Origin of the sequence: Saliniramus sp. (genome assembly GCF_035311605.1) — a bacterium.
Taxonomy (GTDB): domain Bacteria; phylum Pseudomonadota; class Alphaproteobacteria; order Rhizobiales; family Beijerinckiaceae; genus Saliniramus.
Genome location: NZ_DATGCW010000242.1, coordinates 1 through 14,609, shown reverse-complemented (window position 1 = coordinate 14,609; position 14,609 = coordinate 1). Strand labels below are relative to the sequence as shown.

Sequence of the window (14,609 nt, the reverse complement as noted above, 5' to 3'; positions counted from 1 at the left end):
CTGCATGCCGGTGCGGATGCCGCTCAGCACCTGCTGCGGCACCTGGATCTCGACACGCAGCGGATCGAGGTTGATCAGGCGCCCAACCGTCTCACCGGCAGAGACGAATTCACCCGTCTCGATATCGAGATCATCGAGCCGCCCGTCGAAACCGGCGCGGATTGCTGTATGGCGCTCGGCGCGGCGGGCCGAAACCAGTGCCGCTTCAGCAGCCGCCCGCGCGGTACGCGCGTTGACGACGCGGTCGAGGGTGCCGCTTCCGCGGTCGAGCAGCGTCTCCGCCTGACCGAGCTCACGCTCGGCGCGTTCCAGCTCGGCCTCCGCCTGGGCTCGGGCCGCAGCGCGCTCCGCATCATTGAAACGGGCGATGACGGCGCCTTCGCTGACACTGTCACCGCGCTCCGCTTCGAGCGCAACGATCTCGCCGGACATCTCGGCGCGCAAGACCGTATCGCGCACCGGCAGGGCCTGGCCTTCGGCGATGAAGACCTGCTCCACCGGCTGCGCTTGCGATTCGCGTACAGAGACGGCGACGGGCGCAACCGGCTCATCGCGCACGACCTGCTCTTCCTCCTCGGCGGGAAAGACGAAGCCAGATCCCATCCACAGAACAAGCGCGATCACGATGCCGGCCGCGATCCAGGTCGAGTGATCAGCGCGCGCGGAACGGGAGACCTGCGCCTCGTCTGCTTGCGAACCAGATTTTTCCGGGGCGGGCTTTGCCAAGGCGATATCTCCGGATGCGCGGTCTGTCTGTGGGTTGCAGGTTACCGGGAAGAGGTGCGTCATGCGCGGTTTTCGCGCAAGCCCCGGAAAATACGGGCGAGGCGCCTTAAAGTTCCCGGTCTTCGCCGAAGCAGCCTGCGAGTCTATGGTGGGACAGTACCATCCTCCTGACCCGCCTGCGGAGATTCAACCATGCTCGAAGCCGCGACCTGGCTCCTGATCTTTCAACTCGCCGGTGAGATCACCACCCGCATTCTCGGCCTGCCGCTGCCCGGTCCGGTGCTGGGCATGGTGCTGCTTGTCGCCGCCATGACCGTGCGCCCCGCCCTGGCCGAGAAGCTCGGCAGCCTCACCGACGGGCTTCTGGCCAATCTCGGCCTGCTCTTCGTGCCCGCCGGGGTGGGTGTGTCGCTGCATCTGGGTCTGTTGCGGGCGGAATGGCTGCCGATCCTGGTGGCGCTGATCGGCAGCACCATTGCCGGAATCGTTGTCACGGCGCTGGTCTATGACGCGCTCTCGCCGCAGGAGCGCGGGCAGGAGGACAAGCAGCCATGAACCGGGAGACACGCGCGGACCTGCCCCCGCCCGATGACGGCGCGGCCCTTCAGGAGCTTTGGGTCTATCTCGCCACCGAGCCGCTGCTCTGGCTCACCGCGACGCTGGTCGCCTATCAGCTCGGGCTGTTCGCGCAAAAGCGCGCCGCCGGCTCGCCCCTGTTCAATCCGGTGCTGATCGCGGTCGTGCTGCTGGTGGCGCTTCTGGCCGTGTCGGGCATTCCCTACCAGACCTATTTCGCCGGCGCGCAATTCGTGCATTTCCTGCTTGGCACCGCCACGGTCGGCCTCGCCCTGCCTCTCTGGCGCGAGGGCGCGCGGCTGGCGCGGCGTGCCGTTCCGCTGATGACGGCACTGCTTTGCGGATCGGCCACGGCGGTGGCGAGCGCGCTCGGCCTCGCCTGGGCACTCGGCGCCAGCCGCGAGACGCTGCTCTCGCTCGCGCCGAAATCCGTGACGGCGCCGATCGCCATGGGCGTCTCCGAGCAGATCGGCGGCCTGCCCTCGCTGACGGCGGTGCTGGTGATCCTCACCGGCGCGATCGGCGCGATCTTCGCCACGCTGGCGCTCGATCTGATCGGCGTGCGCAACTGGCGCGCGCGCGGCTTCGCCGTGGGGACGGCGGCGCACGGGATCGGCGTCGCCCGCGCCTTCCAGGTGCATCCGGTGGCCGGCGCCTATGCGGGGCTGGCGATGGGGCTGAACGGGCTGATCACGGCGCTCGCACTGCCGCTTCTGGCGCATTTCCTCTGAGGCGCGGCGCTGTTCATCGCCGCGAGGCGTTGAGGGCGCCGAGGATGATCAGCGCCGCGCCGGCGAAAGTGAACAGCGTCGGCATCTCGTCAAAGAAGACATAGCCGAACAACACCGCCCAGATCAGCGAGGTATAATCGAGCGGCGCGATCCGCCCGGCTTCCGCGCGCTTGAAGGCGCTCGCGAGCAGCAGATGGCCGGCCACGCCCAGGCTTCCCAGCAAGGCCGCCCAGCCCCATTGCAGCACCGTCGGCGCCGTCCAGACGAAAACAGCCGGGATGAAGAGAATGATCGCCGGCAACAGATTATGCAGCGTCACGATCACGACGAGCGAATCGCGCGTGGCGCGGGCGCGCAAGAGCACCATGGCAAGGGCGTAGGTCACCGCCGAGGCGAGCGCCGCGATCGCGCCGAGCATGGCCTGCGGTCCGAGCGTCCCGGTCTCCGCCTTGCCGTAGACGATGATCAGCATCCCACTGAAACCGGCTGCCAGCGCGATCACCACCCGGCGGGTGATGATCTCGCGCAGCAGGACCGCCCCGAACAAGGCCATGAAGACGGGGGCGAGGAAGGCGAGCGCCAGCGTTTCCGCCAGCGGCAGCACGCTCAGCGCATAGAAGAAGCACAGGGCGGTGAAGACGATCAGCAACGCGCGAAAGCCGTTGACGCGCAAGGTTTCCGCACCCGGCCAGCCCGGACGCGTGATCCCGGCGACGGCCAGCGCGGTGACGGCGCCGAAGGCGAAGCGCAGGAAGGTGACGGCGATGACCGGAAGGTGCCCGGCCAATCCCTTCACCAGCGCATCCATGGCCGAAAGAATGGCAACACCGATCAGCGCCTCGATCACGGCACGCCGTAGTACGGCATCGGGGCCGGGTTCGGGGATCGGGGCTGACATGCGGGGACCTGGAAGACGTTTTCCCGATCATAAACCGTCTCCGCGCAGACGTGTCACTGATTCATGCACAATCAGCTACGCAAGGTCAGGCAAAAAGGCCCGCCGAAGGCGGCACTGGCTCGGGCAAAAAAAGGGCCGCCCGAAGGCGGCCCAAGTCTAGGGAGGAAACGCCCAAGGAGGGCATGCAACAACGAGAACGTCGTCTGTTGCACTGCACAAAATATGGCGGGTATCGCACTTTCGCAAGGGCGCGAAAGACAGGTCCGTCATGCGCCCCCTGCATGGCCGAGAAGCGCTCTCGGATCAGGCGTGTCAAAAATGTCGCGCCCTCAGCCCTGCCCCTGCGATGAACCGGGATCGAACAGACCGGGCTGGGCTCCCGATTCCGGCCCGCGTTGCGGCTCGGGCAGCCCGAGATGGCGAAAGGCATGCGGGGTGAGGATACGTCCGCGCGGGGTGCGCTGGACGAAGCCCTTCTGGATCAGGAAGGGCTCGATGATCTCCTCGATCGCGTCGCGCGGCTCCGAAAGCGCTGCGGCGATGGTTTCAATCCCCACCGGCCCGCCGGAAAAGCTCTCGGCGACCATGGTGAGATATTTGCGATCCATGACGTCAAGGCCGGCGGAATCAACGTCGAGCAGCCGCAGCGCCTTGTCGGCCAGAGCCCGGGTCACCGTGTCGAGCCCCTCGACGATGGCGAAATCGCGCACCCGGCGTAAAAGTCGCCCGGCAATGCGCGGCGTGCCGCGCGCGCGCTTGGCAATCTCGTTGGCGCCGTCATCGCTCATGCCGATCTTCAGGACCCGCGCGCCGCGCTTGACGATGAGCTCGAGTTCGTCGGTCGTGTAGAATTCCAGCCGCACCGGGATGCCGAACCGGTCGCGCAGCGGCGTGGTCAGGAGGCCGGCGCGGGTGGTGGCGCCGACGAGGGTGAATTTCGGCAATTCGATCTTCACCGAACGCGCTGCCGGCCCCTCACCAATGACGAGATCGAGCTGGAAATCCTCCATGGCAGGATAGAGAATCTCCTCGACGGCGGGATTCAGGCGGTGAATCTCGTCGATGAAGAGCACGTCGCGCTCTTCGAGATTGGTGAGCTGCGCGGCGAGATCGCCGGCCTTGGCAATGACGGGGCCGGAGGTCGAGCGGAAATTCGCGCCGAGTTCGCGCGCCACGATCTGCGCCAGCGTGGTCTTGCCGAGCCCCGGGGGGCCGACGAAGAGAACGTGATCGAGTGCCTCGCCCCGCGCCTTCGCCGCGCCGATGAAGACCTGGAGATTGGCGCGCGCAGCCTTCTGGCCGGTGAAATCGGACAGGGCAAGGGGGCGCAGCGAGGCATCGATATCGTCCTCGCGGCTCTCGCCCGTCAGAATCCCCTTGCTCGCCTCCGAAGTCGTCACCGCGCTGCTGCTCCTCGCCCCGTTATCACCCTTTGGCATCCGTCGGCCCGAATCGCCGATTCGCGAAATGGAATGCCCGGTCTGTATAGGATGAAGGCGCATGCAACGCATCCGGAAATCCGTCAGCTGCCGCATACGCCGGCTCGCCATCGGGGCAAAAGCATTGCAAAGCAGGCATTGCAGCGGGTTCTGCGCTATGCTCCCTCGCGCGCGAACCCGATGCGACCATCCGTGTCAGGGAAACGTTTCGATGTGTGGACAAGCATCGGCGTGTCTGCTATGTGCATCGCCAACCGACAGGTGTCCGAGTAATCGGACGCCTTGTCTTTCCGTATTCCGATTCCATCCTGCGCTGACAGGCGCAGTCGATCACAGCAAGGAAGGTTTTCGCGTGCAGGTTCTCGTTCGTGACAACAATGTCGACCAGGCTCTCCGCGCTCTGAAGAAGAAGATGCAGCGCGAAGGCATCTTTCGCGAGATGAAGCTGCGCGGTCATTACGAAAAGCCCTCCGAGAAGCGCGCCCGCGAGAAGGCGGAAGCCGTCCGCCGCGCCCGCAAGCTGATCCGCAAGCGCATGCAGCGCGAGGGCCTGTTGCCGAGCAAGGGCAAGGCACGCTGAGCATCGGCGACTCAACCGGCATCGCGGCGCATGCTGCGGGGCCCCGGCGGTCGCCGCAGGGAAAACCGGTCGACGCGGCCTTTGAAGGGGCGCGTCTGGCATGTTCGGGGAACCACTCGTCCGACGTGGCGCGCAAGACTCTTGCGTTATTTCGAAGATGACCTCCTCCCGAAGGTGGGCAGGAGGTTTTTTCGGTTGCGATGATGTCGCTGCGATGCCACCGGCACACCGGGCGCACGCCGCAGTGAGCACGCGCCACATGACGCCGCGCGCAGGTTCATGGCAGCCGCAAGAGATCTTGATACCCGCCAGAGATCGGTCGGTCAGGCAATCATCGCCGCATGTCCGCGCCCCGCCGCCGCGCTTGTCTGAGCGATGAGATCATCCAGAGCCGCGATGACGGCGCCGGAGGCTTCCTCGAGCTCGGCGAATGCCGCCTCGGCGGCGGCGAGATCACCAGCATTGAAGGCCCGCGCCACGTTTTTGCCCGCATCATGCACGCGGGCATGCGGTGCTTCGAGCGCGACGAAGGCCGGATAACGGCTGTAATCGGCGCGCGCAGCCTCGTACCATTTGCCGAGCCGGCAGGCCTTGTGATCGGACAATTCCGATTCCTTCAGCTGCGCGACCCCCACCAGCATGCCGGCGAGACGCTTCTTCCAGATCAGGTGGTCCGATTTGGCGCAATGCAGCACATAATCGGGGATCGCCCGCTTGCCGAGTTCCTGCAGGCTGCGCCCGATCACCACTTCCGAACCTGCCGCAGCCGACACCACCGCCTCCGTCCGCTCGCGTGCCTGGCGGGCGTCGGAGGCGATGCGCATCACGCCCTGTGCGAGTTCCGCCGTGGCCGATGACTGCTCGGCGATGGCACGGGCGATTTCGCCGACCAGCCCGTGGCTCTGCGACACCTCGCCAGCCGTCGCCTCCACGGAATGCTCTGCCTGATCAGCGGCGCTGACGCCGGCGGAGACGGATTCGGTGGCGTGCTCCACCGCGCCGCGTATGGCGGTGACCTCGCTTTGCAGATTGTCGATCCGCGCCCGGATATCCTCCGTGGCCCGCGCCGTCTGACCGGAGAGATTCTTGACCTCGCCCGCGACGACGGCGAAACCGCGCCCCGCTTCACCCGCGCGCGCCGCCTCGATCGTGGCATTGAGGGCGAGCAGATTGGTCTGCCCGGCAATGGCTGCGATGGTATCGACGATCTGCGTGATCTGCTGCGCGGCGCTCTCCAGTGCGCGCACGCGTTCGTCGATGGTGGCGAAGGCCTCGCCGATGCTGCGGGTCTCGCGCCGCGCCGTGCGCACCGCCTCGAGGCCGCCCGACGCCTCACTCACGCAATTGTCGAGGGCCTCAATGGAGCGGGCGGCGAAGCCGTTGATCTCGCGGATCGAGGCATCCAGCTGCTCGACGGCGGCGGACATGGCCTGCGCATCGCGATCCACCGCGCGCACCTCGCCTGTGGCACGGGCGATCGCAGTCATGGATTCGCTTGCCTGCATGGAAAACGCGACGGTGTTTTCGAGCTCACGCGCGTCGTGCAAGCGGATCTGCCCCATCAGCACATGCAGATGCGTGACGACCTGCGCCGGCATCGCGGACGTATCGGGCGCCTCGCCGCGCGCAAGCGCCTGCAGGGCTTCACAGATGGCGGATTCGAAATTGCCCTCCGCTTCCTGACCGGAAACAGAAGCCTTCGACACGACTTTTCTGGCGAACATGCGGCGTTTTCTCCCTTTTATGCACCCGGTTTACCCAAATCGTGGTGAAGGAATGGTTGATAAATGTAAGCAAGCTGGAGCGTTTCGGCTGCGCCGTATTCCGCGATCCGGCTCCTGCAAAGGCAATTCACGCTGGCCCTGGCCTGACCCCGGCGTTACTCTCGCGCGATGGATTCGCGGTCGTTGCAGCGCGCGCAGCCTTGCCGCTGATGCGGATCGACCAGATCAGGAGTCAATACCGGTTTCATGCCCTCTCCTCACCCATCCCCCGGTCGCAACAGCCCCCCCGACATCGACATCGCCGATCTGCGCGCGCGCCTGATCGCCGGCGAGCGCGCCGCGCTGGCGCGCGCCATCACGCTGGTGGAATCACGCCGGCAGGACCGGCGTGACGCAGCGCGTCAGCTTCTGGAGAAGGTTCTGCCCGAGACGGGAAACACCCTGCGGGTCGGCATTACCGGCGTTCCGGGCGTGGGCAAATCCACGACGATCGACACGCTCGGCTCCATGCTCACGGCGCAGGGCAAGCGCGTGGCCGTGCTCGCGGTCGATCCGAGTTCGACACGTACCGGCGGCTCGATCCTCGGCGACAAGACGCGCATGGCCCGCCTCGCCGTGGATGAGAATGCCTATATCCGCCCCTCCCCCGCCTCCGGCACTCTGGGCGGCGTGGCGGCCAGAACGCGCGAGACCATGCTGCTCTGCGAGGCAGCCGGGTTCGACGTGATTCTTGTCGAGACCGTGGGCGTCGGCCAGTCCGAGACGGCGGTCGCCGATCTCACCGATTTCTTCCTCGTGCTGATGCTGCCCGGCGCCGGGGACGAATTGCAGGGCATCAAGAAGGGCATCATTGAGCTGGCCGACATGATCGCCGTCAACAAGGCTGATGGCGAGGGCGCGATGCGCGCCCGTGCGGCAGCGGTGGATTACCGCGCGGCCTTGCATATTCTCGCCCCGGCCTCGCCGCTGTGGAGCCCGCCGGTGATCACCGTATCGGGGTTGACGGGCGAGGGGCTCGACACGCTCTGGGCGCATGTCTGCGATCACCATGCGCGGCTCGAAGCCAAAGGCGAGATCAGCGCGCGCCGGCGCGGACAGGACATCAAATGGATGTGGGCCATGATCGAGGAACGCATTCATCGCCGGCTGCACGGTGATGCCGATCTGCGTGCGCGCATTCGTGCGCTGGAAGACGAGGTGCGTCGCGGCGCGCTCCCAGCTACCAGCGCCGCCGACGAGATCGCTGGAATTCTCGGTTTGTGAGCGCCCTCATGCCCCGCCTGCTGATCACCGGTTTCGGCCCGTTTCCCCGGGTTCCGCGCAATCCATCCGAGCGCGTGGCGCGCGCAGCCGCCGCGAATCCACGCTGGCGCCGCCTTGGCTGGCGGGTCGATCTGCGCATTCTCGATACCCGCTACAACGCCCTCGGGACGCAACTGCTACCGGCACTGCGCGAGAGCGATCCGGATGCGGTGCTGCTCCTCGGTGTCGCACCGAAACGTGCCGCGATCACACCGGAGCGCCAGGCCCGAAACCGGGTGTCGCGCCTGTTCCCCGATGCGAGCGGGCGTGTGGGGGATGCGAGCCTGCGGCTCGACCGGGAGGATCCCCGTCTGCTCCGTCGCACACAAGCACCGATTGCGGCGATGGTGCGCGCCATGCACCGGCGCGGCCTGCGCGCCGCGATCTCGGCTGATGCCGGGCGCTATCTATGCAATGCCGCCTATTATACGGCACTGAGCGCCCGCGGCGCGGCATCTGCGGCGCATGTCGTGTTCATCCATATTCCCTTTCCGCGTGACATCACGCAGCGCCGCAGGACCTGCGACAAATCGAGACGATGCAAGAGGCGCCCTTCAGAGCGGGAATTGGAAGACGCAATAAATGATTGTATTTATTTATTGATGCGTACCGCGTATTCACGTAAGATATGAGTTACTAATTACTCTTGCAAACAGGTTTGAGCTTAGAGATTAACCCCGTGTGAAGCAATTTGTGGCAGTTGTGTTCGAGCAAACGAAATTGAGGCCATCATGCTCGAACGCTTGTCGGAAATGTCTGTGGATACCTCCTCCGAGGGCCGCCGAACATTGTTGAACGCAGTAACGGATCTCTTCCTGGTTGACGAGGACGCCAGCGCGGCGGCGACCGAGCATTACAGCGATATCGCCCGGCGTTCCCTCGACGCCATGGGTTCCGACGATCGTGCCGCGTATGCCGAGCGCGTCGCGGCAGAGCCGCAACTGCCCAACCCGATCGCGAAACGCCTGGCGACCGACGACGAGGCATCGGTGGCGCAGCTCGTTCTGCGCCTCTCGCCCGTCCTGAGCGACGACGATCTCGCCGCCATCGCGGTGAGCCATTCACAGGCCCATCTCGCCGCGATCGCCGAGCGCGCCAGCCTGTCGGAAACCGTCACCGATGTCCTCGTCGAGCGCGGCGACCGCAAGGTCCTGCGCACCGTCTCGGGCAATGAGGGCGCCACATTCTCGGATCGCGGCCTCGATACGCTGATCAGCCGCAGCGACGGCGACACGCAGGTCGCGCGCAACCTCGCCGAGCGCTCTGATGATCTGCCCGCGACACAGGCGCGGCGCGTTCTGCAGATCGCCGCCCAGATGAGCCTGACGCACACCCCCGAAGTCGAGACCGAGGTGATCGATGCAAGCAAGAACAAGCAATTCGCTCGCAAGGCCCGTGAACGGCGCCTCGAAGTGCGGCTTCTGATCGCCGACCTCAAGGAAGGCAAGCGTGAGATCGACGATGTGGTCTCCCTTTTGTGCAAGGATGATCGCGCCTTCGACCTCGCCCAGGTCATCAGCACGTTCAGTGATATCCCAAACACCCAGGCGTTGCGGGCGCTGCTTCAGAAGGAAGCAAGCGGTATCGCCGTCGCCTGCAAGGCAATGGGGCTCGGTAAAGACGGCTTCACGGACGTTCTGGCCATGCGCGCCTCGCGGCTCGGCCTCCCGTCAAAGCAGATCGAAAAGGACCTGGCCAGCTATGACGAGTTGACCGCCGAGCTTTCAGAGCGCGCCATGCGCTTCCTGAAGGTACGCAGCAAGATCTCCTGAGGCGCGCGCCGGCGGCCTTACCGGATTGGGGCAAGCGCGCCATTCAGCGCATCCGTCGGGCGCAGCGCCCCGACGGTGATCGCGTTCCAGTTCATCAGGGGCGCATGCGCCAGATCATCAAGGAAAGCGCGCTCATCGTCGTCCCGAGCCAGCAGCGCCGAAAGGATGCGCGCCATGATCGCCTCCGAGGCGCGCGTCGTGCCATCGGCGCATTTGACGGCGATACCGAGGCCGCGCTCCGGGACCGTCGCGCAATAGACCCCCTCGGCGCCGGTCTTCATGAAGACGCGGTCACCGAACCGTTCCATCACGCGCGTATCGAAGCGCCCTGTCCCCGCCACCATGAACGGCGCCTGCGCCGCCGCATTGCGGATCACGTCCGCTGCCTGTGCATAATCCGCAGGCATCCCCTCCCCGCTGCCGAAGCGTGCGAAAGCGCGTGCGAGAGATTCGAGCGGGATGGCGTAAGTCGGGATCGAGCAGCCGTCGATACCGCGATTGACCGGCTCGTGCGGCGTGTCGGTCATGCGCACGAGCGCGGCGCGCACCTGCTGCTGAACCGGATGATCGGGGCCGATATAGCCGGCGGGATCGTGCCCTTCAGCACAGGCGAGGCAGACGAAGCCGGCATGCTTGCCCGAGCAGTTGTTATGACCGGCATGCGGGGTCTCACCGCGCCGCGCCATCGCGCGCATGGCTTCCTGGTTCATCGGCCAATGCGTGCCGCATTCGAGGCAGCCCTCGTCGCGGCCCACCCGCGCGAGCATGCCCTGCGCCGTCGTCACATGCGCCGGCTCGCCGGAATGCGAGGCACAGGCGAGCGCGATTTCCGGTGCGCCGAGGCCGACCTTCTCCGCCAGACCGGAGGCGACCAGCGGCAACACCTGCAGCGCCTTGATGGCTGAGCGCGGGAAGACCCGGCGCGCGGTATCGCCGATACCGGCCACGAGGCCACCCTTCGCATCGCTGATCGCCACCATGCCGCAATGGCGTGACTCCACCTCGTCACCGCGGGTTACTTCGATCAGAACCGGATCCGTCATCGTGCCGCCATTCATCTGCCAACCATCTCGGAGCGCCGAGTTTGCGCCCGGTCCGGACGTGCTTGTCAAAGCGACCACGCGCGCTTTCCCGATTGGTGCAATGCGCGCGAAGTTGCGCCGTCCGCCCGTCTCATGCACTTTTACGCAATCGGATCGTCGGCGAACCGGCGGGGAGGAAGCAGCATGAGCGTGATCGATTATGAAGCGGAATACAACAACCGCGCCCGTGTTCCCGATCATCGCGCCCATATCGCCGGCTGGATCGCCGATGCGGCGGATTACCGCGAGAACACGCCGCCGACGCCGATCCCCTTCGGCCCCGGTGAGCGCGCGGTGCTCGACCTGTTCACACCCGCCGATCCGCGCGGTGGGGCGACGCTGGTCTTCATCCATGGCGGCTACTGGCAGGCGATGGAACGCAGCTATTTCAGCCATATGGCGAAAGGCGCGAACGCACATGGCATCTCTGTGGCGGTGCCCGGCTATGATCTGTGCCCCGACAACAGCATTGCCGGGATCATTGACCAGATGCGCGAGGCCTGCCGGGTGCTCCTGAAGCTCGGTCGCCCCCTCGTCGTTGCCGGTCATTCCGCCGGGGGGCATCTCGCCGCCTGCATGCTCGCGACGGATTGGCGCGCGCAGGGCCCGGATCTGGCGCAGGACAGCGTGCGCGCCGCTTACGCGATATCAGGCCTGTTCGATCTGGAGCCGCTGGTCTCCACCTCGATCAACAAGGCGCTCGGCCTCGATACCGAATCCGCGCGGGCGGTGAGCCCGTTGCACGGTCCGCCGCCGCACCCCGGCGCCATTCTCGACGCGGTCGTCGGCGGTGCGGAGAGTGCGGAATATCATCGCCAGAGCGAGCGCATCGTCGCGGCCTGGGGCGAAGCCGGCGTCACGACACGCTACGCACGCATCGGCGCGTGCCACCATTTCGATGTGATCGCCGGGCTGGCCGATCCCGATTCGGCGATGACGCGCCGGCTGGTCGCGCTGGCGGGCGGCTGATGATCATTGCTGTCCCGCACAAGTGGCTTTGCCACAGCGTCGCGACGGGTTAGATCACATCGATCATGAACGGGCGCCCTCGCCCCCAACCAACAGGAGCGCATTCCGTGCAGACCTTCTTCGTCGAGATCAAATGCAAGCTGGGCAAGACCTACGACGTGGCGATGGAACTCGCCGATCGTGAAATCGCCTCGGAAATCTACTCCACCGCCGGTGATTACGACATCCTGGCCAAGTTCCACATCGACCGCGATGTCGATATCGGCCATTTCGTCGCCGAGAAGGTCCAGACGATCCCCGAGATCGACGACACCAAGACCATCATCACCTTCAAGGCGTTCTGAGGCCGCTCACGCGCGTGTGGCGTGCTCGACCAGCGCCTGGATGAAGGCATCGCATTTCATCAGATCGTCGATCGCCACCCATTCATCGGCCTGATGCGCCTGGGCGATGGCGCCGGGACCGACAATGACCGTGGGCACCTCGGCGATGGTCTGGAACAGGCCGGCCTCGGTGCCGTAAGCGACCTTGGCGTGGTCGTTGCGTCCGGCGAGGCGCTTGGCGAGCGTCGCGACATCGGCCTCTGGCTTGGTATCGAGACCGGGAAAACCGGCGAAGACGTCTATATCGATGCCGCTCGCCGGATCGATCGCCTGCATGCGCGGCTCCAGCACCTGGCTGGCATAATCCTTGACCTGCTGCACAAGCGTATCGGGATCGTCCTGGCCGACGGCCCGGAACTCGAAGCGGATTTCGCAGCGATCGGGCACGATGTTGAGCGCCGTGCCGCCCTGCATGATACCGACATGCGCCGTGGTATGCGCGACGTCGTAGAGCGCGTCGCGCGCCCCCGCCTCCTGCAACCCCTCCGCAATCCGGCGGATCTCGGCCACCAGCAGCGCACCGAACTCCACCGCATTCACACCCTGCGGCGCAAGCGAGGAATGGCGCGTGAGGCCACGTATCGTGGCGACCAGGCTGCGCTTGGCCTTGTGCCCCAGCACCACCTGCATGCCGGACGGCTCACCCACGAAACAGGCCTGTGGCCGGACCGGTTGTTCACGCAGCCAGGAGACGAGGCCGCGCGCACCGACGCAGCCGACTTCTTCGTCATAGCTGAAGGCGAAATGCATCGGGCGGGCGAGCGGCGCCTGCGCCATGGCCTCGGCATTGGCCAGGCAAACGGCGAGAAAACCCTTCATGTCGCAGGTCCCGCGCCCGTAGAGCCGCCCTTCCCGCTCGGTCACGGTGAACGGATCGCTCGACCAGTTCTGACCATCGACGGGAACGACATCAGTATGGCCGGAGAGGACGAAGCCGGGCTTGTCCTGCGGACCGATACTGGCCCACAGATTGGCTTTGAGCCCGGTTTCATCATAGATCCGCTCGAAGCTGAAACCGTGCGGGGCGAGGAAGCGCTCGATCCAGTCGATGATCGCGAGATTGGAATTGCGGCTCGTCGTGTCGAACGCCACCAGCGTCGACAGAATCGATACGATTCTGTCATAGGACATATAACAGCTCCCTATATGTTTCGATGGCCGGCTACGCAGCCGGCACCAGGTTCATTTGCTCGGCGCGAACGAAATCGACGAAACGCCGTGCCACCGGGAGGTTTCCGCCGACCGCCGGGAACACGAAGGACGTCTCGTATTCGATCAACGGCTCGAACGGTCGGAAGACCAGCCCCGAACCTGCAACATAGGCGATCGGGAACGGATTGATAACGGCAATCCCGACACCTGAACGCACCATCTCCAGCAGGAATTGTACAGTCCCCGATTCGAGAACCGTCCGTGGCTCGACGCCTTCATCTGCGAAGGCGCGCTCCAGCCGCGCACGGGCCGAGAAGCGGCGCGTGACGGCGATCATCGGCGAATCACCGATATCAGTAGGCCGAATCGCCTCCTTTGCCGCGAGCGGATGGTCGGCGGGCATCAGCACATGCGCGACGGATTGCCGGAACGGCTCGGCCCGCACACCGAGATGCGCCGCCTTCACGTCGAGCACACCGAGATCCGTGGTGCCGTCCGCGACAGAAGCCACGGCATCGTCGGAGCGTCCGATCTCCATCTGGATGCGCGTATCAGGCTCGACCTGGAGAAAGCGCGTCACCATCGGCGCGAGAAAGGTATGGGCGATGGTCGGCGTGCTGAAGATGCGCAGCAGCGTGCCGACGCTGGGCGTGTTCGGCCAGTTCGACAGCCGCGCCAGAGCCGCGAAGATCGGCGCGGCTTCGGCGTCGAGGGCGAAGGCGTCGGCTGTGGGGACGAGGCGCCCGCCATCGCGGACGAACAGATCGCGCCCCAGACGCGCCTCCAGCGCCCCGATCGCCCGTGACACGGCCGGCTGCGAAACACCTAATCGTTGTGCTGCCGCCGTCGTCTTGCGCGTGGTGATCACAGCATGCAGCACTTCCAGTTCGCGCACGCTTGGACGGGAGGAGCGCCCGCCATCGTCTTCGTTTTCCATTTTCGGCATACCTCTATTACAAAATCTGATCATTTTTAATGGTGACAATACACCATCTAGATATTACCAATTTGTTGCGCTGACGCAATATCGCTATGCTAAAAACTGATCGCTTGGCGCACGAAAAATCATAGGGACGCCGAAGCGTCCTGATCCAGAGGAGAATCGTCATGAAGCACGGCATTGCAAGATTGGCCCTGCCGTTGGCCCTGTTGGCCGCGGCGCCCGCGACAGCCGCCGATCTGCGGATCGGTCTGAGTTCGGAGCCGTCATCGATGGACCCGCATTTCCACAATCTGGGGCCGAACAACGCGTTGCGTCAGCACATTTTCCAGTCG

Annotated in this window: 15 protein-coding genes; 8 read left to right on the top strand and 7 right to left on the bottom strand. The window is 65.4% G+C overall.

The features are described from left to right. Positions 1-726, bottom strand: a 726-nt coding sequence (locus VKP01_RS10940; RefSeq protein WP_324412210.1) for an efflux RND transporter periplasmic adaptor subunit, incomplete at its 3' end; no start/stop codon positions are given. Between the two features lie 192 nt (positions 727-918). Between VKP01_RS10940 and VKP01_RS10935 the strand changes: the two genes are divergently transcribed. Further along, entirely contained in the window at positions 919-1,281 is a 363-nt protein-coding gene (locus VKP01_RS10935) for a CidA/LrgA family protein (RefSeq protein WP_324412209.1), read from the top strand. Further along, on the top strand, positions 1,278-2,033 hold the full coding sequence (locus tag VKP01_RS10930; RefSeq protein ID WP_324412207.1) for an LrgB family protein: 756 nt from the start codon (positions 1,278-1,280) through the stop codon (positions 2,031-2,033). Before VKP01_RS10935 ends, VKP01_RS10930 begins: the two co-directional genes overlap by 4 nt. Positions 2,034-2,046: 13 nt before the next feature. On the opposite strand, the gene VKP01_RS10925 is transcribed toward VKP01_RS10930, so the two are convergent. Both VKP01_RS10925 and ruvB read right to left on the bottom strand, forming a co-directional pair. After that, on the bottom strand, positions 2,047-2,931 hold the full coding sequence (locus tag VKP01_RS10925) for a DMT family transporter (RefSeq protein WP_324412205.1): 885 nt from the start codon (positions 2,929-2,931) through the stop codon (positions 2,047-2,049). Positions 2,932-3,260: 329 nt separating this feature from the next. After that, entirely contained in the window at positions 3,261-4,331 is a 1,071-nt protein-coding gene (gene ruvB / locus VKP01_RS10920) for a Holliday junction branch migration DNA helicase RuvB (RefSeq protein WP_324412203.1), read from the bottom strand. Positions 4,332-4,722: 391 nt separating this feature from the next. Between ruvB and rpsU the strand changes: the two genes are divergently transcribed. Beyond that, a complete protein-coding gene (rpsU, locus tag VKP01_RS10915) occupies positions 4,723-4,950 on the top strand; it encodes a 30S ribosomal protein S21 (protein WP_074444696.1) in 228 nt (75 codons plus the stop codon). Between the two features lie 323 nt (positions 4,951-5,273). Here the strand turns inward: rpsU and VKP01_RS10910 are convergent, their stop codons facing one another. Then, positions 5,274-6,674 carry a methyl-accepting chemotaxis protein gene (locus VKP01_RS10910; RefSeq protein WP_324412201.1) on the bottom strand — a complete coding sequence of 467 codons (1,401 nt, stop codon included), beginning with the start codon at positions 6,672-6,674 and terminating at the stop codon, positions 5,274-5,276. Positions 6,675-6,920: 246 nt separating this feature from the next. Here VKP01_RS10910 and meaB point away from each other — a divergent pair, with 246 nt between their 5' ends. From meaB to VKP01_RS10895, 3 genes are all read left to right on the top strand, one after another. Beyond that, complete coding sequence (meaB, locus tag VKP01_RS10905; protein WP_324412199.1) at positions 6,921-7,937, top strand: methylmalonyl Co-A mutase-associated GTPase MeaB; 1,017 nt, start codon at positions 6,921-6,923, stop codon at positions 7,935-7,937. 8 nt (positions 7,938-7,945) lie between these two features. Then, entirely contained in the window at positions 7,946-8,608 is a 663-nt protein-coding gene (locus VKP01_RS10900; protein ID WP_324412197.1) for a peptidase C15, read from the top strand. A gap of 99 nt (positions 8,609-8,707) precedes the next feature. Beyond that, the gene (locus VKP01_RS10895; protein ID WP_324412195.1) at positions 8,708-9,748 is read left to right on the top strand and encodes a DUF2336 domain-containing protein; all 1,041 of its coding nucleotides are present in this window, start codon (positions 8,708-8,710) and stop codon (positions 9,746-9,748) included. A gap of 17 nt (positions 9,749-9,765) precedes the next feature. Here the strand turns inward: VKP01_RS10895 and VKP01_RS10890 are convergent, their stop codons facing one another. Next, positions 9,766-10,806 (bottom strand): asparaginase, encoded by a 1,041-nt coding sequence (locus VKP01_RS10890; RefSeq protein WP_324412193.1) that lies wholly within the window; start codon positions 10,804-10,806, stop codon positions 9,766-9,768. Between the two features lie 168 nt (positions 10,807-10,974). Between VKP01_RS10890 and VKP01_RS10885 the strand changes: the two genes are divergently transcribed. Together VKP01_RS10885 and VKP01_RS10880 are read left to right on the top strand one after the other, a co-directional pair. Beyond that, entirely contained in the window at positions 10,975-11,799 is an 825-nt protein-coding gene (locus tag VKP01_RS10885; RefSeq protein WP_324412191.1) for an alpha/beta hydrolase, read from the top strand. Between the two features lie 107 nt (positions 11,800-11,906). Further along, complete coding sequence (locus VKP01_RS10880) at positions 11,907-12,143, top strand: Lrp/AsnC ligand binding domain-containing protein (protein ID WP_074444690.1); 237 nt, start codon at positions 11,907-11,909, stop codon at positions 12,141-12,143. A 6-nt stretch (positions 12,144-12,149) separates the two neighbouring features. On the opposite strand, the gene argE is transcribed toward VKP01_RS10880, so the two are convergent. Both argE and VKP01_RS10870 read right to left on the bottom strand, forming a co-directional pair. Continuing rightward, positions 12,150-13,313 carry an acetylornithine deacetylase gene (gene argE / locus VKP01_RS10875; RefSeq protein ID WP_324412188.1) on the bottom strand — a complete coding sequence of 388 codons (1,164 nt, stop codon included), beginning with the start codon at positions 13,311-13,313 and terminating at the stop codon, positions 12,150-12,152. A gap of 31 nt (positions 13,314-13,344) precedes the next feature. Next, positions 13,345-14,271 carry a LysR family transcriptional regulator gene (locus VKP01_RS10870; RefSeq protein WP_324412186.1) on the bottom strand — a complete coding sequence of 309 codons (927 nt, stop codon included), beginning with the start codon at positions 14,269-14,271 and terminating at the stop codon, positions 13,345-13,347. Positions 14,272-14,609: the final 338 nt, after the last annotated feature.

Excerpts from the sequence above, each read along its gene's own strand:
- VKP01_RS10925 (WP_324412205.1), bottom strand. The coding sequence starts at position 2,931 with ATGTCAGCCCCGATCCCCGAACCCGGCCCCGATGCCGTACTACGGCGT.
- VKP01_RS10890 (WP_324412193.1), bottom strand. The coding sequence starts at position 10,806 with ATGAATGGCGGCACGATGACGGATCCGGTTCTGATCGAAGTAACCCGC.
- VKP01_RS10930 (WP_324412207.1), top strand. The coding sequence starts at position 1,278 with ATGAACCGGGAGACACGCGCGGACCTGCCCCCGCCCGATGACGGCGCG.
- meaB (WP_324412199.1), top strand. The coding sequence starts at position 6,921 with ATGCCCTCTCCTCACCCATCCCCCGGTCGCAACAGCCCCCCCGACATC.
- VKP01_RS10870 (WP_324412186.1), bottom strand. The coding sequence starts at position 14,271 with ATGGAAAACGAAGACGATGGCGGGCGCTCCTCCCGTCCAAGCGTGCGC.
- VKP01_RS10935 (WP_324412209.1), top strand. The coding sequence starts at position 919 with ATGCTCGAAGCCGCGACCTGGCTCCTGATCTTTCAACTCGCCGGTGAG.
- VKP01_RS10900 (WP_324412197.1), top strand. The coding sequence starts at position 7,946 with ATGCCCCGCCTGCTGATCACCGGTTTCGGCCCGTTTCCCCGGGTTCCG.
- VKP01_RS10910 (WP_324412201.1), bottom strand. The coding sequence starts at position 6,674 with ATGTTCGCCAGAAAAGTCGTGTCGAAGGCTTCTGTTTCCGGTCAGGAA.
- argE (WP_324412188.1), bottom strand. The coding sequence starts at position 13,313 with ATGTCCTATGACAGAATCGTATCGATTCTGTCGACGCTGGTGGCGTTC.
- VKP01_RS10885 (WP_324412191.1), top strand. The coding sequence starts at position 10,975 with ATGAGCGTGATCGATTATGAAGCGGAATACAACAACCGCGCCCGTGTT.
- VKP01_RS10895 (WP_324412195.1), top strand. The coding sequence starts at position 8,708 with ATGCTCGAACGCTTGTCGGAAATGTCTGTGGATACCTCCTCCGAGGGC.